The sequence below is a fragment of the Spongiimicrobium salis genome, assembly GCF_043678055.1.
Taxonomy (GTDB): domain Bacteria; phylum Bacteroidota; class Bacteroidia; order Flavobacteriales; family Flavobacteriaceae; genus Spongiimicrobium; species Spongiimicrobium salis.
Genome location: NZ_JBHEQA010000005.1, coordinates 211,798 through 236,146, shown reverse-complemented (window position 1 = coordinate 236,146; position 24,349 = coordinate 211,798). Strand labels below are relative to the sequence as shown.

Below are 24,349 nucleotides of genomic sequence, written 5' to 3'. Positions count from 1 at the left end.
AGATATAACCCATAAATAATGATGACATGAAAAATTTGAAATTAATAGTAGCGGCAGTTGTTCTTTTGGGAACTATATTTTCTTTGAATGCACAAACCAAAGTAGTTAAGGTATACCCGAAACATGGGACCGTTGTCACCAAAATCTACAAGCCAAAAAAAATAGTCTTTAAAAAAGCAAATTTCCACTTTTCCAAGGGAGTTTGGTACAAAAAAAGAGGAAGAAATTATGTCGTATGTGCAGCACCCGTTGGTATTAAAGTAAGGACGTTGCCCAGAGGAAACAAAGTGGTAAAAATCAATGGAAGAAAACTATACAAGTATAAAGGTGTATGGTATAAGAAAAAAAGAGGCGGCTTTGTTGTAGTTACGGTTTAGATATATAGCCATCGTATTCTTATTGGAGAATTTCGTATTAAAAAAAGCACAAACCACCATAGTTTGTGCTTTTTTATATCTCAAAGAATCCATGCACGATACGTATAAAGTCCTTTTATAAATCACAAAGGCTTTTCTCAATACCTATATTGGAAATAGATCGCAAGATGTAATCTTATCTCTTATCATAAAAAGCTTTCGGCTATTTGTTGCACTATTTTTGTGCCATCTGGATCAGCCAATGTTTTTAGTTTACAAAAATCTTCGGCCCATGTGGAAGTACCCAGACGTAAAGGTGGGTTTTCATTTTCAGCGATTTCCAGTACCACTTGGGCTACTTCCAAGCCTGTCTGATACACTTGTTCTTTAGATTCACTGGCCCTTTTCTGATTCCCGGCCATATATCGTTCAAAAATCGGGGCATATTCCCCTGTGGCAAATTGCCCTTCAACAACTGTATTTTCAATGGCTGAAGCCATAAAAGCCGTAGTTATTCCTCCAGGCTCCAGATTGGTAATCTTAATATTAAAGGCCTCTCCCACATAAGTAGCAAGCCCCTCCATAAAGCCTTCAACAGCAAACTTTGCGCCACAATACAATTCATTGAACGGTTGCCCAACCAATCCCCCAACAGAAGTAATATTGATGATTTGACCAGATTTCTGTGCCCTCATGAATGGAAGTACTGCTTGCGTGCAATAAACCACTCCATGATAATTCACTTCGGTAACCCATTTGATTTCTTCAATCGTGGCTTGTTCCGTAGTTTTGGCAAAACCTGCACCGGCATTATTTACCAATATATCTATTCTCCCATCCTTTTCTACAATGGTATTCACTGCAGCTTGAATGGAAACCACATCGGTCACGTCCAGATGGAGCAGTTCGATATTCAATTTATCTGCTTCAATTTTCTCTTTTAGGTCCTCTGCCTTATCCAGATTTCGCATACTGGCATATACCTTATAATTGTTCTTAGCGAAAAGAAGGGCCGTTTCCAACCCTACTCCGGTAGAAGTCCCGGTAATCAATACATTTTTAGTCATTTTATTTTAATTATGGAATGAACATTCATTCCAATTTATATTCAAATTTTTTTATTCCTTGATGGCGTCCCACACCATTTTGATCTGATTTTCCATCGCACTCTTCGTCTTTCCCTCCTGGCTAAAGTACCATCGTAAATAGGACAATACCGCTCCTCCCACAAACGTCAGTATTTCTTCTGTTTCTATAGCTTTAATGACCCTTTCTTCTTTGCCCTTTACCAGTAAATCAAGGAAGGGAGCTATAGACATTTCCCCCTTGGCCCTATTTTCTTTGGTGATCATTGGTGATGCCTGTAATTGCTCCATAAACCGATAGTAGACCGGATTTTCTATAAAAAAAGTAATAATGGACTCAAAATAGTCTTCAAATTGTGTTTTAATAGGTTTATGCACATTGAATGCCGCAAATACCGCCTTTTCCTTTTCTTTGATATCAAGATAAATTTCGTTGATCAATAGTGCTTTATTCGGGTAATAATTATAAATGGTTCCCATACCGGTCCCTGCCGATTTTGCAATGGCGGACATTGGGGTATTGTGGATACCATTCTCCGTAAGAAGACGAAGTGCGGCCGCTACTATGCTTTCCTTTTTGTTCACTTTGCAAAACTACTTTTTTGGAATAATTATTCCAAATTAAATTTAAATTTTCGGATTTCTAAGTATGCATTCCAATCAGTTCCTCCTATTTGATTACCTAAACGTCAGTCTGGCAATGCGATTCCTTCCAGCTGCATAGGCCACAGAATCGTTTAAAAATCGGATGGTATAGAACGGTTCCTCAGAAAGTTCTTTCCAAGTTTTCCCCATTGTTGAAGAATACGAAATTCCTGTAAACCCCAGAGCAACCAAATCATTTCCCCCAGAATTTGGTATAAATTGCACGCAACTTTTATAATCAGGTTCTACCCCATTGGCGATACTCTCCCAATGACGTCCCCCATCAAAAGTAATGGCTTTATTGGCTGTGCTGATTTCGGGTGAAGTATAATCCCCTCCAATAGCAAACCCCAATGCTTCGTCATAAAAGGCAATACTATAAATTCCCTCGGTTTCCTTTTCATGGATTATGGGAGTTTGCATCACTTCCCAAGAAATTCCTTTGTCCGGAGAAAAATAGACCGTGCCACTTGTAGTTGCAATCCATGTACGACTACCTTTGACCACAACATTGGTATTACTGGCTGCAAAGGCTCCTTCTCCTTTGGGGGCTTCTGGCATAGCAGTACAAGGCGTTTTCTGCCAACTACCTCCTCCATCCCTAGTAATAATAACAGAGAGACAACCATTTCTACTATCGCCTACGGCTATTCCTTCCTGATTGTTCCAAAAGGTCATGGCATCATAAAAAACGCCCTCTCCTTCTTCTTTATAAACTACTTCCATTTTTCCGCCACCAGCGGTTTTATACAATAAGGCCGGCGAACCTATTGAAAGCATAAAAAAATCATTGGACGTATGGGCAACAGCTCTAAAGGCAGGGATTATAGTATCATAGACCATTCTATCATCACGTACTTTTTGATTCGTGGTATTTACAGTACCATATATGCCATTACTGCCCGCAAAGGCAAGGTTCCCGGGCATGATCTCAATGGCTCTGATACTAGTGGAATCTTCATAGACTGTTTCAATGGCTACGGCAGTGTATTGATGTGATTTTTCCTTTTCCATACAGGATAAAACCAGAAAAAGGCAACAAAGTAAAAGGAGTGTTCGCATGCCTAAATGTAGCAATAAAAAGTGTCCTTTGGTATCACTTACAAAAAACATCTTTGTTTTTCCCAAAAACAAAAACTGGGTCTCCCTCCATATTCATAGATCATAAGAGGCTTATCGGATATTTTGGATACTACATGTAAACAATTTCAAAAGTGTACCTTTGCATTCTTAATTTTTTAGGATGCGATTACATAGGAATTTGGTGTTTGCCGTTATCGATGCTTTGAATTTTATATTCAATGAAGGAGAATATGCCGATAAGGTAGTACAAAAAGTATTGAAATTTGATAAACGATGGGGAGCACGGGATCGCGGTTTTATTGCGGAAACTACCTATGAAATTGTGCGTTACAAAAGACTGTATACAGAAATTGCTCAAGTAAAGGCGCCTTACAGCAGAGCAAACCTCTTCAGAATTTTCGTGGTTTGGGCAACACTAAGAGGCATTGAGCTCCCAGATTGGAAACAATTGGAACCCGTACCAAAACGAAAAATTAAAGGAAGGTTCGATGAACTCTCTAAAATTCGAAAATTTAAGGAAGCTATTCCTGATTGGATCGATGAGATTGCTGAAAAAGCTTTGGGAGAACAATTATGGAATGAGGAAATTACGGCTCTAAATAAGAAAGCAGAGGTGATCCTAAGGACCAATACCCTAAAAACTACCAAAGAAAAACTGCATCACCAGCTTCGGGATGAGGGGATTCTTACCGAACCTATCAAAGGATATGCTTCTGCCTTACGCCTCCCGGAACGCAGCAATGTCTTTGTGACGGAAGCCTTTAAAAAAGGGCTTTTTGAAGTTCAGGATGCCTCCTCACAATTGGTAGCTCCATTGCTGGATGTGCAGCCAGGACATCGTGTCGTGGATACCTGTGCAGGCGCAGGTGGCAAATCCTTACATTTGGCGTCCCTTATGGAAAACAAGGGACAGTTGATTGCCATGGATATCTATGGGAGCAAATTAAAGGAGTTAAAACGTCGTGCCCGACGCAATGGGGCGCACAATATTGAAACCCGGGAGATTGAATCTACCAAAGTCATTAAGAAACTATATGGTAGCGCCGATAGAGTGCTTATCGATGCCCCTTGTACTGGGCTTGGAGTGCTGCGAAGAAACCCAGATACCAAATGGAAGTTGCGGCCAGATTTTCTGGATAAAATTGTTGAAACCCAGCAAGAGATACTCAGACGCTATAGTAAAATTGTAAAAAAAGAAGGAAAATTGGTCTATGCCACCTGTTCTATACTTCCACAGGAAAACCATGATCAGGTAAGTGCATTTTTGAAATCCGAGGAAGGGTCCGATTTTAAACTTGTCAAAGAAAAGAAAATATATGCGTCCAAAAGTGGTTTCGACGGTTTCTATATGGCCCTATTGGAAAGAAACTAATTGGTTTCCCTGATAAAAAAGCCTTTTTTAAAAGCATAATGGGCTATTAACAATTTCGTTGAAAACTGTTCATTACTTCCCTGTTCTTTTTACACTTAAAAAGCGTAAATTTGTGGCTTCTTTAACAAACAATTCAGGAATTCAATGATTCATTTCTTCGGGGACGTAGCTATCAAAGTTTTTGCGGTCCAAACCAATCAGGAACTTTCACAGGAGACTATTTCAAAATTGACATGGTTGTTCGGCAACCAACCTAAAATAAACGTGGCGTCTTTGGACGCCTTTTTTGTTGGACCTCGGGCCGCCATGATTACCCCCTGGAGTACCAATGCTACTGAAATTACACAGAATATGGGAATTTCGGGAATTCTCCGCATTGAGGAATTCAGGGCCTCCCATAAAGAAGATACTAATTTTGACCCCATGCTTTTTCACAAATATGAGGGTCTGGACCAAGACGTTTTTAGTATTGAAATTGCTCCTGAACCTATTCTGGAAATTGATTCCATTGTTGATTTTAATGAGGAGGAAGGACTCGCCCTAAGTACGGAAGAAGTACATTATTTAGAGGAAGTGAGCCGTAAAATAGGTCGCAAATTAACGGATTCTGAAGTTTTTGGTTTTAGTCAAGTGAATTCCGAACATTGCCGGCATAAAATTTTCAATGGCAGTTTTGTCATTGATGGAGAAGAAAAACCTACATCCCTTTTTAAGCTCATCAAAAAAACATCGCAGCAAAATCCAAATGAAATCGTTTCTGCATATAAAGATAATGTCGCCTTCATCAAAGGACCCAAAGTGACTCAATTTGCACCTAAGACAGCAGATAAACCGGATTTCTACACTGAAAAGGAATATGAATCCGTGATATCGTTAAAAGCGGAGACCCATAACTTTCCAACCACCGTGGAACCTTTTAACGGAGCTGCCACGGGATCTGGGGGAGAAATACGAGATCGCTTGGCAGGGGGAAAAGGATCTATTCCTTTAGCAGGAACTGCCGTATACATGACCTCTTATTCCCGTTTGGAAGAAAATAGGCCTTGGGAAAAAGGAATGCCAGAACGAAAATGGCTGTATCAAACCCCAATGGATATCCTTATTAAAGCCTCCAATGGAGCTTCTGATTTTGGCAATAAATTTGGACAGCCATTGATCAGTGGTTCCGTGTTAACTTTTGAGCATCAAGAAGAAAATCACCATGGTAATGGGCGCAAACTAGGCTTTGACAAGGTAATCATGCAAGCGGGAGGTATTGGATACGGAAAAGCGGAACAAGCCCTTAAGGATACTCCAAAAACCGGAGATAAAATCGTTATTCTCGGTGGGGACAATTACCGAATAGGCATGGGAGGTGCTGCAGTGTCCAGTGCAGATACAGGAGCCTTTAGCGCGGCCATAGAATTGAATGCCATACAACGATCCAATCCCGAAATGCAAAAAAGAGCAGCCAATGCGGTTCGCGGACTGGTAGAAAGTGAGGAAAACTTAATTGTTTCCATTCACGACCATGGTGCGGGAGGCCATTTAAATTGCCTTTCGGAACTGGTAGAAGATACGGGTGGAAAAATAGATTTAGACAAACTTCCAGTGGGCGACCCCACCCTTTCTGCAAAGGAAATTATTGGTAACGAGTCCCAAGAACGCATGGGATTGGTGATTGGTAAGAATGATATTGCCACGCTACAGCGTATTGCGGAACGGGAACGTTCCCCAATCTATGAAGTTGGTGATGTTACAGGAGATCATAGGTTTACTTTTGAATCAGAAACTACGGGACAAAAACCTATGGACTTACAGTTGTCCGATATGTTTGGAAGTTCCCCAAAAACAATACTCAAAGACAAAACGATCACTCGGAATTACAGTGATGCTACCTATACATTGGAATACTTTCATAACTATTTGGACCAGGTATTGCAATTAGAGGCCGTTGCCTGTAAAGATTGGCTTACGAACAAGGTAGATCGTTGCGTGGGAGGATTGGTGGCCAAACAACAGTGTGTTGGACCGTTACAACTTCCTCTAAATAATTGTGGCGCGATGGCTTTGGATTATAAAGGAAAGGAAGGCATTGCAACTGCCATAGGACACTCACCCATTTCTGGGTTAATTGACCCTGTTGCCGGTAGCAGAAATAGTATTACGGAGGCCTTGACCAATATCATCTGGGCTCCTTTAAAAAATGGCTTGCAAGGAATCTCTTTATCTGCCAACTGGATGTGGCCTTGCAAAAATGAGGGAGAAGATGCCCGTTTGTACACTGCTGTGGAGGCGATATCCGATTTTGCCATAGCTTTAGGCATCAATGTTCCCACCGGGAAGGATTCCCTCTCCATGAAACAAAAATACCCAGATGCAGAGGTAATAGCTCCTGGAACGGTAATCATATCGGCTGCGGGCAATTGCAATACTATTTCAAAAATTGTAGAACCCGTATTACAAAAAAAGGGCGGTTCTATCTATTATATCAATATCTCTAAGGACGACTATAAATTAGGAGGGTCTTCTTTTGGGCAAGTTTTAAACGTCATAGGCAGCGAGGCTCCCAATGTTGAGGATGCGGCCTACGTAAAAAGCGTGTTCAACACCTTGCAAAGTCTTATCGTAGATGGACAAATTTTGGCAGGGCACGACGTTGCTTCCGGTGGCTTGATCACTAGCTTGTTGGAGCTTTGTTTTGCCGATGTTGATCTAGGAGCCTCATTGGATATCTCTGGTTTGGGAGAAACCGATACTATAAAAGTACTATTCGCAGAAAATGCCGGTATTGTGTTCCAGGCTAAGGATGACGCAACAGTAGAAACTGTCCTAAATAAGGCACAGCTAGCCTTTGTAAAAATGGGAACTGTAGTCTCTGAACCTACACTGACCATAAGGAATGCAGGAATGGAAATGGGTTTAAATGTCACTTCGCTCCGCGATACTTGGTATAAAACTTCCTTTTTATTAGATAGCAAACAGACAGCCAATAACCTGGCACAAGATCGATACGACAACTATAAAGTACAACCTTTAACGTATAGCTTCCCCTCTTCGTTTAGCGGAAAGCTTCCACAAACAGGTACTTCTAGACCCAAAGCAGCCATCCTTCGCGAAAAAGGAAGTAATTCTGAGCGGGAAATGGCCAATGCGATGTATTTGGCAGGTTTTGATGTTAAGGATGTTCATATGACAGATTTGATTTCCGGACGTGAAACACTAGAGGATATTCAATTTATAGGAGCGGTCGGCGGATTTTCCAATTCCGATGTTTTGGGCAGCGCAAAAGGTTGGGCAGGAGCATTCAAATACAATGAGAAAGCCAATACCGCCTTAAAGAACTTTTTTGCCCGTCCGGACACCCTATCTGTGGGAATTTGCAATGGATGTCAGCTCTTTTTGGAACTAGACCTCATTAATCCAGAGCATGAACACTTATCTAAAATGACCTATAATGACTCTGGCAAGCACGAGAGCAATTTTACTTCGGTAACCATTCAAAAGAACAATTCTGTCATGTTATCGTCTCTGGAAGGAAGTACACTGGGCGTATGGATTTCGCATGGTGAAGGGAAGTTCAATTTACCCATGCCGGAAGAGCAATACGCTATTGTGGCAAAATATGGCTATGAGACCTATCCGGCAAATCCTAATGGAAGTCATTATAATACCGCCATGTTATGTGATAAGACAGGACGTCATTTGGTAACAATGCCGCATATTGAACGTTCTACTTTTCCATGGAACTGGGCGCATTATCCCAAAGATAGGGAAGATCAAGTTTCTCCGTGGTTAACGGCTTTTGTAAATGCCAGAAAGTGGATAACTAAGGAGTAGAACCCAAGCCATGAAAAATGAACCTATAAAAAATGTGCAATCCAAACTCTTGTCTGACAATTGGTACAGTCTTCGGAAATTCACCTATGATTATCAAAAAAAAGATGGAAGTTGGGATCGTCAAGAACGCGAGGCTTATGATCGAGGAAATGGTGCAGCTATTTTACTGTACAATAGTAAGGACAGTACCATTATCTTAACCCGGCAATTTAGATTGCCCACCTATATCAATGGCAATCCTTCCGGAATGATGATCGAGGCCTGTGCAGGCCTACTGGACGATGAGAATCCTGAGGATGCCATCCGCAGAGAAACTGAGGAAGAAACTGGCTTTAAAATTGCTTCCGTCAAACGCGTTTTTGAAGCTTATATGTCCCCTGGCTCCGTGACCGAGATTCTTTATTTTTTTATCGCGGAATACACCGATGCCATGAAAATAAGTGATGGCGGTGGCGTAGATGAAGAATCTGAGAATATTGAAGTTTTAAAGCTTCATATCAATGAAGCGATGCAAATGGTAAAAACAGGTGAAATTAAAGATGCAAAGACCATCTTACTGCTGCAATACATAAAACTGGAAGGGATTATATAAACTAACATTAAAGGGTAATTATACTTAGCCGTACCATCAACAAAATTCCCATTCTTAGCCAGCACAGATCTCTGAAAACAAACAGAAACATTACTGTTTTTTAAGGGAAATGTTAAACCTTATCTCCTTCAATAACACAGAAAAGCGAAATTTGAAGTATTGAATTATTCAAAAATTGAAAGGATTTTATTGGGTTAATCTTCAATAATTTCCCCTGTTTTTTAGCAAGCTTGTTTTAAAATCCCATTTCCTTTTCCTATTTTGCGAAACACTAGCATCCCGTTACAGCTATTTAATTGCAATTTATTGGATGCAATCGTATAAATACGATTCATTTTTTTCGACTTATTTCATAACACCTATATGCAGCAGATTACTAGACTATTCGATTTTCCATACTATCAATTGGAGCAATTTAATTTAAAAGATTCCCTGGCCACGAAATACAATGGGGAATGGGTAAAGACTTCATCCCAAGAATTGGTAGACAAAGCCAATGCCATTAGCCGCGGCCTGTTGCGTCTAGGAGTACAACCAAATGATAAAATTGCACTCATAGCCATGACCAATAGAACGGAATGGAATATTATGGATATTGGCATATTGCAATTAGGCGCCCAAAACGTCCCTATCTATCCTACCATATCCCAAGAAGATTATGAGTATGTATTAAATCATTCAGGAGCAAGTTATTGCTTTGTCTCTTGTACCGAAGTACATGCAAAAGTAGCTGCAATTAAGGCCAATGTTCCGTCCTTAAAGGAAGTATATAGCTTTGATGAGCTGGGCAATTGTAAAAATTGGCAGGAGGTATTGGAATTAGGAGCAGATACGGCGAACCAGGAGGAAGTGGAAAAACTGAAAAATGCTGTAGACCCCATGGATCTTGCGACCATTATTTATACTTCAGGTACTACAGGGAGGCCTAAAGGTGTAATGTTGTCCCATCATAATGTAGTGAGCAATGCCCTTGAAAGTTCCAAAAGATTGCCTGAGGTAAATGAGCATGCCAGGGCATTGAGTTTCTTGCCCGTATGCCATATCTATGAGCGCATGATGATGTACCTCTATTTGTATCAGGGGGTTTCCATATACTTTGCGGAATCCATGGATAAGATCAGCGATAATTTAAAGGAAGTACAACCCCATGTCATGACTGCCGTTCCCAGACTCTTGGAAAAAGTGTATGACAAAATCATTGCTAAAGGGACGGCTTTGACAGGAATCAAGAAAAAATTATTTTTCTGGGCCGTTGAGGTAGGTTTACAATATGAGCCTTATGGAAAAAATGGATGGTGGTATGAGAAAAAATTAGGCTTGGCCCGGAAGCTTATTTTTAGTAAGTGGAGTGAAGGCCTTGGTGGAAATTTAAGATCCATTTCTTCAGGAAGTGCAGCCTTGCAACCAAGGTTGGCCCGTATTTTCAATGCGGCCGGACTACCTGTAATGGAAGGCTATGGCTTAACAGAAACTTCTCCTGTGCTTTCGGTTAACGACATGCGCAACCGAGGTTTTAGAATAGGAACGGTAGGTAAACTGTTGGATCAAACCGAGATTAAGATTGCCGAAGATGGTGAAATATGTGTCAAAGGGCCCCAAGTAATGATGGGATATTATAAAGATCCGGAGAAAACCGCAGAGGTATTAAAAGATGGATATTTCCACACAGGCGATATCGGAGAAATTGACAGTGACGGGTTTTTGAAAATTACCGATCGTAAAAAAGAAATGTTCAAAACCTCTGGAGGCAAATACGTGGCGCCCCAATTGCTCGAAAACAGATTTAAACAATCCCGATTCATTGAACAGATCATGGTGGTCGGTGAAGGTGAAAAAATGCCTGCAGCAATAGTACAGCCTGAGTTTGAATTTCTGGAAAGCTGGGCCAAGAAAAATAATATTGCCTATGAGAACCTGGGAGACTTGGTTCAGAATGAAACCGTAATCGCCCGCTACCAACAAGAGGTTGATTCGGCAAATGAAAATTTCGCCAAATGGGAAAAAGTAAAGCAATTTAGATTAACCCCAGATATCTGGAGCATTGATGCCGGACACCTTACCCCTACAATGAAATTAAAGCGAAAAATTGTAAAACAAAAGTACATTTCATTGTACAACGATATTTATCAGCATTAATAGCTATTTTGGAATTCGCGACTATTGACCTATCAGGATGATGCATAAAAAAATATGCATCATTCTGATAATCAAAACATTGAACTTGACCCTTAGGTTCTGGAAGTGCGCGTTGTTTGTTGAATTTTCTGCAAAAAAAAGGTCGTAGTTCCCTCATCATTGTTTTAATAAATCTCAAAATTTATTATGCATGCATAATAAATTTTTCGTATATTTGATATCTCATATAAATGAATATGACAGACATTACTATTGATTATGCACTACGTGCCACATGGCAAGCTGTTGCACGAATGTACAATGAAGAGGCCAAGAATTTTGATACTACCATGGCTATTGGTTTTACCATGCTCAGTATTGATCCAAAAACTGGAACTCCCTCCACGGCCTTAGGTCCAAAGATGGGTATGGAAGCAACAAGTCTATCCAGGGTACTTAAAAGCATGGAAGAAAAGGGGCTTATTGAACGAAAACCAAATCCTAAGGATGGAAGAGGTGTACTGATTCATTTAACTCCCTTCGGATTGGAAAAACGAAAAATATCAAAAGATGTCGTGATGCGTTTCAATAATACCGTCAAAGAACACATTTCAGATCAAAAACTGGAACATTTTTTTGAAGTCACTGAAACGATCAACAAACTCATTATAGAAAAGAAAATTTATTAACGACAACAATTAATTCATACGTTTTCAATGAATAAGCACATTAAAAAAGTAGCAGTTATAGGTTCCGGAATTATGGGAAGTGGTATAGCATGCCATTTTGCCAATATTGGAGTAGAAGTTTTATTATTGGACATTGTTCCCAGAGACCTTACCGATAAGGAAAAAGCAAAAGGCTTAACATTAGAACATAAAACCGTTCGTAATCGTCTGGTTAACGATTCTCTTAAAACTGCACTAAAATCAAAACCATCCCCTATTTATCATCAAAAATTTGCCAGTCGTATCACCACGGGAAATTTAGAGGATGATATTGCTAAAATAGCTCATGTAGATTGGATCATTGAAGTTGTTGTTGAGCGTCTGGATATTAAACAGCAGGTTTTTGAAAATCTGGAAAAACACAGGACTCCAGGTACTTTAATTACTTCCAATACTTCGGGTATTCCCATTAAATTTATGAGTGATGGAAGAAGTGAGGATTTTCAGAAGCATTTCTGTGGAACACACTTTTTTAATCCGGCGCGCTATTTAAAATTATTTGAAATCATTCCTGGTCCAAAGACTTCTCCGGAAGTACTGGATTTCCTAAATGGCTATGGCGAACAATTTTTGGGCAAAACCAGTGTAGTGGCCAAAGACACCCCTGCTTTTATAGGAAATAGAATTGGGATCTTTAGCATCCAAAGTCTTTTCCACATGGTGAAAGATCTTGGAATGACCATTGAAGAAGTTGACAAATTATCCGGACCCGTTATTGGTCGTCCAAAGTCGGCAACCTTTAGGACTGTTGATGTCGTGGGGTTGGATACCTTGGTTCACGTTGCCAATGGCATTGCTGAAAATTGCCCGGATGATGAAAAAATAGCCTTGTTTCAATTGCCAGATTTCATTAACACCATGATGGAAAACAAATGGCTGGGCAGTAAATCGGGACAGGGTTTTTATAAAAAGGTAAAGAACAATGACGGAAAGAGTGAGATCCTCTCGCTTGATCTGGAAACATTGGATTATCGTGCAAAGAAGAAAGCAAGTTTTGCCACTTTGGAACTTACTAAAACGATTGACAATGTAGTTGACCGTTTTAAGGTATTGGTAGGCGGAAAAGATAAAGCCGGTGCTTTTTACAGAAAAAGTTTTGCTGCATTGTTTGCTTATGTTTCCCATCGCATTCCTGAAATCACAGATGAGCTGTATAAAATAGACGATGCCATGAAAGCTGGTTTCGGATGGGAACACGGTCCATTTCAAATATGGGATGCCATTGGTGTAGAAGCAGCGCTTGCCATAATGAAAGAGGAAGGACAGGAACCTGCGGCTTGGATCGGAGAAATGTTGGCAGCCGGGATGACCTCATTTTATTCGGTAAAAGATGGAGCCACGTATTTTTATGATATCCCCAAAAAGGAAATGCAAAAAGTACCTGGGCAAGATGCGTTTATTATCCTGGATAATATCAGAAAAACCACAGAGGTCTTTAAAAACAGTGGTGTGGTGGTAGAAGATTTGGGCGATGGTATTCTCAATGTGGAATTCCAATCCAAAATGAATACGATTGGCGGGGATGTTCTAGCCGGATTGAACAAAGCGATCGATATGGCCGAAAAAGATTTTCAAGGATTGGTTGTTGGAAATCAAGCTGCCAATTTCTCGGTGGGCGCCAATATTGGTATGATTTTCATGATGGCTGTAGAGCAAGAATACGATGAATTGAACATGGCCATTAAAATGTTCCAAGATACCATGATGCGTATGCGTTACTCTTCAATTCCTACTGTTTCTGCCCCCCATGGGATGACGTTAGGTGGGGGTTGTGAACTTTCTATGCATGCGGATAAAGTTGTTGCAGCAGCGGAAACATACATTGGTCTAGTAGAGTTTGGTGTAGGTGTCATACCTGGTGGCGGTGGCTCTAAGGAATTCGCCCTACGTGCAGCAGATACTTTTAAGAAAAATGATGTGGAGCTCAATGTATTGCAAGAATACTTTTTAACGATTGGAATGGCAAAAGTATCCACATCTGCCTATGAAGCTTATGACCTGGGTATTCTCCAGAAAGGAAAAGACATTGTCGTAGTCAATAAAGACCGTCAAATCGCAATGGCCAAAGCCCATGCAAAATTAATGGCGGAAGCAGGCTATACCCAACCCCCTAGAAGAAAAGATGTGAAGGTACTGGGAAAACAGGCCTTAGGAATGTTTTTAGTAGGTACGGATGCTATGGAAGCAAGCCGTTACATTAGCGCCCACGATCAGAAAATAGCCAATAAATTGGCCTATGTCATGGCCGGAGGGGATTTATCGGAACCCACATTGGTCACAGAACAATATTTATTGGATATTGAACGAGAAGCCTTCCTATCGCTTTGTACCGAACGCAAAACTTTGGAAAGGATTCAACATATGTTAAAAACAGGGAAACCATTGAGAAACTAAATGACAAACATGAACAATTCTCAACACTTAAATCTTAATTCGCAATACCCTAAATAAAATGAAAACAGCATACATAGTAAAAGCATATAGAACCGCAGTAGGAAAGGCTCCAAAAGGTGTATTTCGCTTTAAAAGAACGGATGAACTAGCGGCTGAGACTATCGAGTATATGATGAACGAACTCCCGCAATTTGACAAAACCCGTATTGACGATGTCATTGTTGGCAACGCCATGCCAGAGGGTTCTCAAGGATTGAACATGGCCCGTTTAATTTCTTTAATGGGATTGGACATTGTAGATGTTCCCGGTGTTACCGTAAACAGATTTTGTTCTTCCGGTATTGAAACTATAGGTATTGCAACGGCAAAAATACAAGCAGGTATGGCGGATTGTATCATTGCTGGAGGCGCTGAGAGTATGAGTGCGGTACCCATGACAGGTTTTAAAACAGAATTGAACTACGACTTGGTCAATGCAGGTCATGAAGATTATTATTGGGGGATGGGAAATACTGCTGAAGCCGTGGCCCAACAGTTCAAGGTATCCCGGGAAGATCAGGATGAATTTGCCTATAATTCCCATATGAAGGCGTTAAAGGCGCAAGCCGAAGATCGCTTCCAAAGTCAAATAGTTCCCATTGATGTGGAACAGATCTATGTGGATGAAAATGGTAAAAAGGCTTCCAAAAAATATACGGTGACCAAAGATGAAGGTCCTAGAAAAGGTACTTCTTTAGAGGTACTGAACAAATTACGCCCCGTTTTTGCGGCAGGAGGTAGCGTTACTGCGGGGAATTCTTCCCAGATGAGCGATGGAGCCGCTTTTGTACTGGTGATGAGCGAGGAAATGGTGAAAGAGCTCAATATAGAACCTATTGCACGATTAGTAAACTATGCCGCTGCAGGGGTAGAACCTCGTATTATGGGAATTGGTCCTGTAAAAGCTATTCCAAAAGCCTTAAAACAGGCCGGTCTGGAGCAAAAAGATATTGAATTGATAGAATTGAATGAAGCCTTTGCTTCACAATCCCTAGCAGTTATTCGCGAATTGGACCTCAACCAAGACATTGTCAATGTAAATGGCGGTGCCATTTCTTTAGGGCATCCCTTAGGCTGTACTGGAGCCAAACTTTCGGTACAGTTATTTGATGAAATGCGAAAGCGCAATATGCAAGGGAAACACGGTATGGTGACCATGTGTGTAGGTACTGGTCAAGGTGCTGCAGGGATTTTTGAATTTCTTAATTAATGGAGTACAAACGGCTGCAAGTGATTTCAAACCTATAAGGCTACTGCCCCTTTTGAATCATTCTTTGCTTTTGAAAAAAAATAAAAATAATATGAGTACAGAAACAATAAACAAAGACATTTTACGCGGAGGACAGTTTCTCGTTAAGGAAACGAAGTGTGAAGATATATTTACCTTGGAAGATTTATCCGAAGAACAACGGATGATGCGCGATAGTACCAAAGAGTTCGTCGATCGCGAATTATGGGCCCACTGGGAGAAGTTTGAAAGTAAGGACTACGCCTATACGGAACAGACCATGCGCAATGCCGGGGCCTTGGGATTGTTGGGAATTGCAGTTCCCGAACAATACGGAGGCTTGGGAATGGGATTTGTTTCCACCATGTTGGTCTGTGATTATATCTCAGGTGCAACAGGATCTTTTAGTACGGCTTTTGGTGCCCATACCGGAATAGGAACCATGCCTATTACCCTCTATGGCAATGAGGAACAGAAAAACAAATACGTTCCCAAATTGGCTACTGGAGAATGGTTTGGTGCGTATTGTCTAACGGAACCCGGAGCGGGATCTGATGCGAATTCAGGAAAAACAAAAGCGGTTCTTTCAGAAGATGGGAAACACTATCATATTACGGGTCAAAAGATGTGGATTTCCAATGCCGGATTCTGTAATATGTTCATTGTATTCGCACGTATTGAGGACGATAAGAACATTACAGGCTTTATCGTTGAAAATGATCCCAGCAATGGAATTACCCTTGGCGATGAGGAGAAGAAATTGGGAATCCACTCCTCTTCCACCCGTCAAGTATTCTTTAATGAAACCAAAGTGCCTGTTGAAAATATGCTGTCCGAGCGCGGGAATGGCTTTAAAATTGCCATGAATGCCCTTAACGTAGGACGAATCAAATTGGCAGCTGCTTGCTTGGATGCACAACGAAGAGTAATCACGGAAGCGGTAAAATATGCGAATGAGCGACTTCAATTTAAGACTCCCATTATGAATTTTGGGGCAATAAAATCTAAAGTCGCCACTATGGCCACCAATTGCTATGCCGGGGAATCTGCAAGTTATCGTGCTGCAAAAAACATTGAGGATCGGATTACTTTACGTGAAGCAAGCGGAAACTCGCATCAAGAAGCGGAATTAAAGGGTGTGGAGGAATATGCTATAGAATGCTCTATTCTAAAGGTGGCGGTTTCAGAAGATTGTCAAGGCACCACCGATGAAGGCATTCAGATTTTCGGAGGTATGGGCTTTAGTGCAGATACTCCTATGGAATCTGCTTGGAGAGACTCTCGTATTGCCCGTATCTATGAGGGCACCAATGAAATTAACAGGATGCTCTCTGTTGGGATGCTGATCAAAAAAGCCATGAAGGGTCATGTAGATCTTCTAGGGCCTGCAACCAAAGTTGGCGAAGAATTGATGGGAATCCCTTCTTTTGACACTCCTGATTTCTCCGAATTATTCTCAGAAGAAAAAGATTTGGTAAAAAGATTAAAAAAAGTATTTTTGATGGTTTCTGGATCAGCGGTACAAAAATATGGCCCGGATTTGGAGAAACATCAGCAACTGTTGATGGCCGCTTCCGATATCTTAATTGAAATCTATATGGCGGAGTCAACAATATTGCGAACAGAGAAAAATGCAAAACGTTTTGGCGAAGAAGCGCAGACTACCCAAATAGCAATGTCCAAATTGTATTTGTACAATGCGGTGGATACGGTAATTCAAAAAGGAAAAGAAGCTATTGTCTCTTTTGCTGAAGGAGATGAACAACGGATGATGCTCATGGGACTTAAACGTTTTACAAAATATATCAATCAACCAAACGTAGTAGCTTTACGTACTCAAATTGCGGATAAAGTAGCTGCGGATAATGGTTATACCTTTGACTAATTCGAAAAAAGCTTTGTAATGAAGCAGAATGAATGACCGTTCCCCAGGGAACGGTTTTTTTTTGGAAAAAACCTTCGTTTAGGCCAAAAAAATATAATTTTGCGGGATGGAAAAGAAGCTTTTAGAATCGGTATATGATGCTGGTGATTTCAGAAAAAGAGGACACCAATTGATTGATGAGTTAGCAGATTATCTAGAGGCTACTATCCAGGAAAAATCTCCAAAAGTACTGCAATGGAATCTTCCCGATTTCGAGCATGAATTCTGGAAAGATTACACAAAATCTGGTGATGAAAAAACGCTTTTTAAAGAGGTCCTAAAGCATTCTACCAGTGTTCACCATCCTAAATATATCGGACATCAAATAAGTCCTACCGCACCAATTACCCTATTGTCTGGAATGGTGAGCGCCCTTCTTAACAATGGAATGGCTGTATATGAAATGGGCATGTCGGCAAATTCCATAGAACGTATAATCACCGATTTGATTTGTAAAAGAATTGGGTATACAACAGGTTCCAGTGGTTTTTTAACTTCTGGTGGCACTTTAGCCAATCTTACGGCGCTGTTAACAGCGCGAAAGGCAAAAGTACCCCATGATGTATGGAATCAAGGGCACACCAAACCTTTGGGTATCATGGTTAGTGAAGAAGCACATTACTGCATAGAACGTGCGGCAAAAATTATGGGGTTGGGAGAAAAAGGTATTATTAAAGTTCCAACGACTGCGGATTACACCATTGATACCTCTAAGTTGGAGACCTGTTATGAAGAGGCAAAAAAAAATGGAATCCACGTTTTTGCCCTTGTGGGCAGCGCCCCTTCAACCGCTACAGGAATTCATGATAATTTAGAAGCTCTTGCCGATTTCAGTAAAAAACACAATTTATGGTATCATGTTGATGCTGCCCATGGCGGGGCTGCTATATTCTCTTCTATCTATAAAAAGGCACTTCATGGAATAGAAAAATCGAACTCTACGGTAATCGATGGTCATAAAATGATGATGATGCCCGGAATTACCACAGCTTTACTTTTTAAGGATGATAGGGATTCCTATACTACTTTTAGTCAAAAAGCAGATTACTTACTAGAACAATCTACAGATAGAGAGTGGTACAATTCAGGAAAACGCACTTTTGAATGCACCAAGAGTATGATGTGCCTCCATTGGTATACCTTATTGAAAACCTATGGTGAAGGAGTATTCGATACCTTTGTTACTACATTATACGATGCAGGTCATGCCTTTGGAAATACCATTCAAGAAGATGATGAATTTGAGTTGGCCGTTGCCCCCAAGTCCAACATTGTCTGTTTTAGATGGTGTGCCCCCCATTTAGATTCCAATGCCTTAAATAAAATTAATGAAGGGATTCGACAACAATTATTGGATGATGGGGAATTTTATATCGTTCAAACAAAACTGAGAGGAACGCATTATCTGAGAATTACAATAATGAATCCTTTTACTACGGAAGATCATCTGCAAAAACTTCTGGAACGCATAAAAAAAATTGCTGCCCAGATTACAAGTACCATCCTATAATTCGGGCTAAGGCCATCTTCCTGTTTTATTTAGAAAAAATAAAACCCTAACTATTCATTTCTCGTAAGTAAGTCCAAAGGCAGTTTAGCATACATGCTATTGGGTTATCATGCGTTTCAGAAAAAACGCAATAGTAACGGCCCCCATATCCTTTTCGTTATTGCGCAGCTGGATATGTTTTTAAGATGGCGATGGGAAGTACAGCCTTTTAAAGAACGACGCAATGGATTTAAACAAAAAACAATTATTTCGTGATACTTCCCCTAAAAAAGGCGTGCACTCCGAGTGCTATAACACTATGATAGTAGATTTTCCTTTCTTGAAGATTGTAACCGATAAAGAAGCATGGGGCGATACACTAAAACGTATTGACTCTTATGATTTTTATCATACTTTTGATTATCACCAACTATCAAAAAAAAATAACGAAGAGGCCTTGTTAATTGTATATGATGCGCCTAGTACACTTATTGCCCTTCCCCTGCTAATACGTCCTATTGAAGGAACTTCTTATAATGACGCGACTTCGGTATATGGGTATGGGGGACCTGTCATTAAAGGTATTCCGGAAAACGCTGATTTTACGGATTTCCATATGGCTTTGAATGCATTTTTCAGCGTCAAAAACATTGTAAGTGTATTCACTAGATTACATCCCTTTATAAAAAATCAGGAAGCAATTCTAAACCATATGGGGCATATTGATGAATTGGGAAATGTAGTCCATATTGATCTTGCCAAAGACCTTCAAGACCAACGAAAAGCTTTTTCTGGTACAACGAAGAGATATTTAAATAAAATACGAAAATCCTATCACACTAGAATAGGAAATTCTAAAGCAGATATCCTACGATTCATCGAGCTTTATTACGAGAATATGAATAGGGTAAATGCTAAAGAAGATTACTATTTTTCTGAAGACTACTTCTTTGATTTAATGGAGAGTTCAGAATTTGAGACCTTAATTATTTTCGCTGTAAACAATACCACTAAAAAAGAAGTTTCCGGCGCCATGATGATAAGGACAAATAATGAAATTATCCAGTATCACCTATCCGGAACCATGAACGACTATTTAAAGGTAACCCCTTTACGCTTGTTGATCGATGAAATAAGAATTATGGGTACTAAAGATTGCTATAAACATTTTAACCTTGGTGGTGGTGTCAATAGCGAAGAAGACTCGCTCTTCTTTTTCAAATCGTCCTTTTCCAAAAACTTCAAAAAATTTAAAGTTTGGAAATACATTGTAGATTTGGAAGCCTATTACAGTCTAAGCCAGCAAAACAGCACTAAATATAACTATTCTAGTTTCTTTCCAGTATACCGAAGAAATTAATGATCCTTCATCGACTGCAAAACCCCTTCTTCCTGTGCTTTATTTGAAAAATTAATGGCACATTCAATTAATGCCAAATGGGAATACGCTTGAGGAAAATTCCCTAACAAACGCTTCGATTTAAAATCAATATCCTCACTATATAGTCCCAAGTGATTGCTGTAACCCAACAATTTTTTAAATTGAACCAAGGCCTTCTCTTCTTCACCAATTTTGAAGAGACTATTGATATACCAGAATGTACATATTGTAAATGATGATGAAGGCAAGCCAAAATCGTCCTTGTTTTTATACCGATACAATAATCCATCATTACTTAGTTCATCCCCAATTGCCCGTACCGTACTTACAAATTTAGGATCTTTGGGATCTATAAAGCCATAAGATTCCATAAGCAGTACAGATGCATCCAAATGTATAGTACCATAAGACTGTGTAAAAGCGTTAACCTCTGGATTCCAAGCATTTTCAAGAATATCTTCCCGAATCTCCTGTTCCAAGGTCTGCCATTTTTCAATTTTATGGGTCTTTTCAAAAATATGGGCCACTTTTAACGCGCGATCAATGGCCACCCAACATAACACTTTGGAGAATGTAAAATGCCGCTCTTCCGTGCGGAATTCCCAAATTCCCTTATCGGGTTCTTTCCAGTGTTTATCTACAACCCACACAATACCTTTGGTAATGGTCCAAAGCTCTTCTCCATTTTCCAAATCAACACTAAATTTTGCCAACTGCTCATAAATAACATCCATTAAAATTCCATAAATATCATTCTGACGCTGTTTATAGGCCGCATTCCCAATACGTACTGGCTTTGAGTTTTTATAACCACTTAAGTGGTCCAGACTTTCTTCCGTTAATTTTTTCTCTTTATTGATGCCATACATAATCTGTAATTTCTCATCCTTATCGGGAATAAGATCAATAATGAATTGCAAATAACGACGTGCCGTATTCTTGTGCCCCAACTCAGAAACTACTTTGATGACCATGGAGGCGTCACGTATCCAACAAAAGCGATAATCCCAATTTCGTACTTCCCCAATGGTCTCGGGCAATGAGGTTGTTGCCGCCGCCAATACTGCTCCAGATTTGTCATAACTTAATAACTTTAGGGTCATGGCACTCCTAATAATCTCCTTGTTGAACATTTTATAGGTAGGTGTGCGATCCACCCAATTTAACCAGTACACCTTTGTACGCTCCAATTCCAAGTAGATTTTACGTAAAGTAGGTTGAAAAATCTTTTCATTGTATCCCAAGAGGAAGTACCCATCTTCTGTTAATTGAATCGTATTTCCATCAACGATAGCCTGCTTATCAAAAGAGGTATACAAAAACAGCGTATCAAACTTCTCGGTATCGGTAAGACTTACGATAAAATCCTTCTTTATGTAGGTTATGGTCTCCCCCACCGCATATTCAAGCTTAGGGTTATAGGCTACTTTAAATTCTGGACTACCCGAGACGTATTTGATGTAACGTACAATTTCTGGAGGCGCATGGTAGCCTCCTCCACCATCTTTGTAATAACGGGGCATAAAATCATGGAGTTCAAAAATATGGGGTCCGCTGGCATACCTTGTGACCAAGATACAGCTGTTTGCCTCATATTCTTGGGTTATCGTATAGTCCTCCGAGACTAAGACCTCAAAACTCCCTCCAATTTCCTCATCTAAAATTTTAGCAAATACAGAAGAAGAATCAAATTCCGGCAAACAGCACCAGTCCAATGAACCCGTCTGAGAGATTAATGCGGCACTCCTACAATTACCGATGATTCCATAATTTAAATTGTTCATATTTCAGAAAATCTTAAAAACTGACATCCAGTTGGTTTTACAATCTATTTTGACGAAATTTAGGAAAATTTAACTTTAAAAAACCCAATAACCTTACATTTTATGAACAAAACTATCATAATCTCGAATAGACTCCCCATTCAACTCAAAATTCAAGATCGTAAGGTAACGGCTATTCCTAGTGTAGGAGGATTAGCAACAGGAATGAAATCGGTACATGCGGAAGGAAGCAGCCTATGGATAGGTTGGAGCGGATTAACCATAGAAGAGATTCCCCAAGAACTTGAAAAAAGTATTGATCAAAATTTAGCGGAGTACGATTGTTCCAGGGTTCCTTTGAATAAGGCAGAGGTTGACGGCTTTTATTTTGGATTTAGCAATCGTACCGTTTGGCCACTCTTCCATTATTTTTTGGAGTATTCTGAATTTGAATTGGAGAATTGGAATACCTATAAGACCGTAAACCAAAAGTTTGCCGATGCCATTATTGCCCAAGCAAAGGAAGGAGATACTATATGGGTGCACGATTATCAACTAATGCTGGTTCCGCAGATGGTGAAAGAGAAATTACCCCAAATTTCCATCGGCTTTTTTTTACATATCCCCTTTCCCTCTTATGAAATCTTTAGAACCTTACCTTGGAGAAAAGAAATTTTAGAAGGACTTCTGGGCGCTGACCTCATCGGATTTCACACCTATGATTACGAGCGTCATTTTTTAAGTTCCGTGCGGAGATTGTTGGGGGCAGAAGTAAGTTTCAATGAGATTTACAGGGACAATCGCGTGATAAAAGTGGACTCTTTCCCCATGGGTATCGATTATAAAAAATTCCGTTCTGCTGCCAAAGAACATGCGAAAAACACTTCGGAACAACAATCCGAATTGCAAAGAAAACTGAATACTCATAAAGAATCCACGCCTAATGGTAAATTGGTACTCTCCATCGATCGATTGGATTATACCAAGGGAATTGCCAAAAGATTAAATGCCTTTGAATACTTTTTGAACAAGTACCCCCAATACAAAGAGAAAGTGCGTCTGATTATCCTTGCAGTACCCTCACGGTCCAATGTTCCCCAATATAAGCTGCTCAAAAAGGAAATCGATGAACTTGTAGGACGTATCAATGGCGAATTGTCCACAGTGAGTTGGACTCCTATTTGGTATTTTTATCGTTCTATGCCTTTTGAAAATCTTATTGACCTGTATACCTCTTGTGATATTGCCTGGTTGACACCCATTCGGGATGGAATGAACCTGGTAGCCAAAGAATATATTGCTACGCGTATTGATAAAACTGGGGTGCTCATCCTAAGTGAGATGGCCGGTTCTGCTAATGAGATGAACGAGTCGTTATTGATTAACCCGAATAATTTTGAGCAAATCGCCGACGCCCTCAACAAAGCGATTACCATGCCCTTGGAAGAACAGAAAGATCGCAATGCCCCTATGCAAAAGCGATTAAAACGTTACAATGTGGAAAATTGGGCCAATGACTTTATGACTTCGCTCAAAAATCAAAAAAATAACCAGAAGGCCAATGTCTCCAGGCAGATGAACGCCTCCATTTTAACATCGGTGACCAAAGCATATGCCAACGCCAAAAACCGTATTCTCTTTTTGGATTATGATGGTACCTTGGCCAAATTTCACAATGACCCTCAAAAAGCCGGGCCGGATGAAAAACTCTATGCACTTTTAGATGCACTTAACGCCCAAGAGGGCACAACAGTCTATCTTATCAGTGGCCGGGACAAGGATACTTTTTCCAGATGGTTTCTCCATAAAAAATACAATATGATCGTGGAACACGGTATTTGGATTTCCCAAAACGGCACCCCTTTTCGATTGCTGGAAAAGGTGAAAAATGATTGGATGAAGAAAATACGCCCCGTCTTGGAATCTTTTGTAGATCGCAGTCCTGGTACTTTTATCGAAGAAAAGAATTATTCCCTGGCTTGGCACTACAGAAATACGGATCCTGATTTTGGGAATAAAAGGGCTACCGAACTAACTACCGTACTGACTAGTTTAATAGCAAATGACCACCTGAGCGTATTGCCCGGAAATAAGGTTCTGGAAATTAAAAATAGTGGCGTAAATAAGGGGCGCGCTGCCATGCGCGTTTTATCTGAGCAAGAACCTGATTTTATATTTGCTATAGGGGATGATTGGACCGACGAGTTCATGTTTGCTGAACTCCCTAAGGAAGCTATTACTATTAAAGTAGGTATTCAAAAGACCCAGGCAAAGTATTATATTGAAAATACAGCCCGCGTACGTGAAGTTTTGGGTAATTTTGCTGGAATATAAAA

The 24,349-nt window shown here is 40.1% G+C and carries 16 protein-coding genes; 12 read left to right on the top strand and 4 right to left on the bottom strand.

All coding sequences use genetic code 11. The annotated features are described in order from the left end of the window. Positions 1 to 26 precede the first annotated feature (26 nt). Entirely contained in the window at positions 27 to 377 is a 351-nt protein-coding gene (locus tag ACEXOE_RS19825) for a DUF6515 family protein (RefSeq protein ID WP_394750598.1), read from the top strand. 185 nt (positions 378 to 562) lie between these two features. Here ACEXOE_RS19825 and ACEXOE_RS19820 read toward each other — a convergent pair whose 3' ends face one another. The 3 genes from ACEXOE_RS19820 to ACEXOE_RS19810 form a co-directional block, all read right to left on the bottom strand. After that, positions 563 to 1,423, bottom strand: a complete 861-nt coding sequence (locus ACEXOE_RS19820) for an SDR family oxidoreductase (protein ID WP_394750597.1) — start codon at positions 1,421 to 1,423, stop codon at positions 563 to 565. A 51-nt stretch (positions 1,424 to 1,474) separates the two neighbouring features. Continuing rightward, the gene (locus ACEXOE_RS19815; RefSeq protein WP_394750596.1) at positions 1,475 to 2,026 is read right to left on the bottom strand and encodes a TetR/AcrR family transcriptional regulator; all 552 of its coding nucleotides are present in this window, start codon (positions 2,024 to 2,026) and stop codon (positions 1,475 to 1,477) included. Between the two features lie 93 nt (positions 2,027 to 2,119). Then, the gene (locus tag ACEXOE_RS19810; RefSeq protein ID WP_394750595.1) at positions 2,120 to 3,100 is read right to left on the bottom strand and encodes a WD40/YVTN/BNR-like repeat-containing protein; all 981 of its coding nucleotides are present in this window, start codon (positions 3,098 to 3,100) and stop codon (positions 2,120 to 2,122) included. A gap of 229 nt (positions 3,101 to 3,329) precedes the next feature. On the opposite strand from ACEXOE_RS19810, the gene ACEXOE_RS19805 reads away from it, so the two are divergent. From ACEXOE_RS19805 to ACEXOE_RS19760, 10 genes are all read left to right on the top strand, one after another. After that, the gene (locus tag ACEXOE_RS19805) at positions 3,330 to 4,541 is read left to right on the top strand and encodes an RsmB/NOP family class I SAM-dependent RNA methyltransferase (protein ID WP_394750594.1); all 1,212 of its coding nucleotides are present in this window, start codon (positions 3,330 to 3,332) and stop codon (positions 4,539 to 4,541) included. A gap of 144 nt (positions 4,542 to 4,685) precedes the next feature. Further along, the gene (gene purL / locus ACEXOE_RS19800) at positions 4,686 to 8,360 is read left to right on the top strand and encodes a phosphoribosylformylglycinamidine synthase (RefSeq protein ID WP_394750593.1); all 3,675 of its coding nucleotides are present in this window, start codon (positions 4,686 to 4,688) and stop codon (positions 8,358 to 8,360) included. A gap of 10 nt (positions 8,361 to 8,370) precedes the next feature. Then, the gene (nudK, locus tag ACEXOE_RS19795) at positions 8,371 to 8,952 is read left to right on the top strand and encodes a GDP-mannose pyrophosphatase NudK (protein ID WP_394750592.1); all 582 of its coding nucleotides are present in this window, start codon (positions 8,371 to 8,373) and stop codon (positions 8,950 to 8,952) included. Between the two features lie 363 nt (positions 8,953 to 9,315). Continuing rightward, the gene (locus ACEXOE_RS19790) at positions 9,316 to 11,088 is read left to right on the top strand and encodes an AMP-dependent synthetase/ligase (RefSeq protein WP_394750591.1); all 1,773 of its coding nucleotides are present in this window, start codon (positions 9,316 to 9,318) and stop codon (positions 11,086 to 11,088) included. A 236-nt stretch (positions 11,089 to 11,324) separates the two neighbouring features. Then, the gene (locus ACEXOE_RS19785) at positions 11,325 to 11,756 is read left to right on the top strand and encodes a MarR family winged helix-turn-helix transcriptional regulator (protein ID WP_394750590.1); all 432 of its coding nucleotides are present in this window, start codon (positions 11,325 to 11,327) and stop codon (positions 11,754 to 11,756) included. 27 nt (positions 11,757 to 11,783) lie between these two features. Continuing rightward, entirely contained in the window at positions 11,784 to 14,189 is a 2,406-nt protein-coding gene (locus tag ACEXOE_RS19780; RefSeq protein ID WP_394750589.1) for a 3-hydroxyacyl-CoA dehydrogenase/enoyl-CoA hydratase family protein, read from the top strand. Between the two features lie 58 nt (positions 14,190 to 14,247). Continuing rightward, entirely contained in the window at positions 14,248 to 15,438 is a 1,191-nt protein-coding gene (locus ACEXOE_RS19775) for an acetyl-CoA C-acyltransferase (protein WP_394750588.1), read from the top strand. 91 nt (positions 15,439 to 15,529) lie between these two features. Further along, positions 15,530 to 17,341, top strand: coding sequence for an acyl-CoA dehydrogenase family protein (locus tag ACEXOE_RS19770; RefSeq protein ID WP_394750587.1), 1,812 nt, complete (start codon positions 15,530 to 15,532; stop codon positions 17,339 to 17,341). Positions 17,342 to 17,447: 106 nt separating this feature from the next. Beyond that, positions 17,448 to 18,890 carry a pyridoxal phosphate-dependent decarboxylase family protein gene (locus ACEXOE_RS19765; RefSeq protein ID WP_394750586.1) on the top strand — a complete coding sequence of 481 codons (1,443 nt, stop codon included), beginning with the start codon at positions 17,448 to 17,450 and terminating at the stop codon, positions 18,888 to 18,890. 223 nt (positions 18,891 to 19,113) lie between these two features. Beyond that, a complete protein-coding gene (locus tag ACEXOE_RS19760) occupies positions 19,114 to 20,229 on the top strand; it encodes a GNAT family N-acetyltransferase (RefSeq protein ID WP_394750585.1) in 1,116 nt (371 codons plus the stop codon). Here ACEXOE_RS19760 and ACEXOE_RS19755 read toward each other — a convergent pair. After that, positions 20,226 to 22,034, bottom strand: a complete 1,809-nt coding sequence (locus ACEXOE_RS19755; RefSeq protein WP_394750584.1) for a glycoside hydrolase family 15 protein — start codon at positions 22,032 to 22,034, stop codon at positions 20,226 to 20,228. The two genes, ACEXOE_RS19760 and ACEXOE_RS19755, sit on opposite strands and share 4 nt — an antisense overlap. 102 nt (positions 22,035 to 22,136) lie before the next feature. Between ACEXOE_RS19755 and ACEXOE_RS19750 the strand changes: the two genes are divergently transcribed. Continuing rightward, positions 22,137 to 24,347 (top strand): bifunctional alpha,alpha-trehalose-phosphate synthase (UDP-forming)/trehalose-phosphatase, encoded by a 2,211-nt coding sequence (locus ACEXOE_RS19750; RefSeq protein ID WP_394750583.1) that lies wholly within the window; start codon positions 22,137 to 22,139, stop codon positions 24,345 to 24,347. Positions 24,348 to 24,349: the final 2 nt, after the last annotated feature.

Excerpts from the sequence above, each read along its gene's own strand:
- ACEXOE_RS19765 (WP_394750586.1), top strand. The coding sequence starts at position 17,448 with ATGGAAAAGAAGCTTTTAGAATCGGTATATGATGCTGGTGATTTCAGA.
- ACEXOE_RS19760 (WP_394750585.1), top strand. The coding sequence starts at position 19,114 with ATGGATTTAAACAAAAAACAATTATTTCGTGATACTTCCCCTAAAAAA.
- ACEXOE_RS19820 (WP_394750597.1), bottom strand. The coding sequence starts at position 1,423 with ATGACTAAAAATGTATTGATTACCGGGACTTCTACCGGAGTAGGGTTG.
- purL (WP_394750593.1), top strand. The coding sequence starts at position 4,686 with ATGATTCATTTCTTCGGGGACGTAGCTATCAAAGTTTTTGCGGTCCAA.
- ACEXOE_RS19780 (WP_394750589.1), top strand. The coding sequence starts at position 11,784 with ATGAATAAGCACATTAAAAAAGTAGCAGTTATAGGTTCCGGAATTATG.
- nudK (WP_394750592.1), top strand. The coding sequence starts at position 8,371 with ATGAAAAATGAACCTATAAAAAATGTGCAATCCAAACTCTTGTCTGAC.
- ACEXOE_RS19805 (WP_394750594.1), top strand. The coding sequence starts at position 3,330 with ATGCGATTACATAGGAATTTGGTGTTTGCCGTTATCGATGCTTTGAAT.
- ACEXOE_RS19750 (WP_394750583.1), top strand. The coding sequence starts at position 22,137 with ATGAACAAAACTATCATAATCTCGAATAGACTCCCCATTCAACTCAAA.
- ACEXOE_RS19810 (WP_394750595.1), bottom strand. The coding sequence starts at position 3,100 with ATGGAAAAGGAAAAATCACATCAATACACTGCCGTAGCCATTGAAACA.
- ACEXOE_RS19755 (WP_394750584.1), bottom strand. The coding sequence starts at position 22,034 with ATGAACAATTTAAATTATGGAATCATCGGTAATTGTAGGAGTGCCGCA.
- ACEXOE_RS19770 (WP_394750587.1), top strand. The coding sequence starts at position 15,530 with ATGAGTACAGAAACAATAAACAAAGACATTTTACGCGGAGGACAGTTT.
- ACEXOE_RS19775 (WP_394750588.1), top strand. The coding sequence starts at position 14,248 with ATGAAAACAGCATACATAGTAAAAGCATATAGAACCGCAGTAGGAAAG.
- ACEXOE_RS19785 (WP_394750590.1), top strand. The coding sequence starts at position 11,325 with ATGACAGACATTACTATTGATTATGCACTACGTGCCACATGGCAAGCT.
- ACEXOE_RS19825 (WP_394750598.1), top strand. The coding sequence starts at position 27 with ATGAAAAATTTGAAATTAATAGTAGCGGCAGTTGTTCTTTTGGGAACT.
- ACEXOE_RS19790 (WP_394750591.1), top strand. The coding sequence starts at position 9,316 with ATGCAGCAGATTACTAGACTATTCGATTTTCCATACTATCAATTGGAG.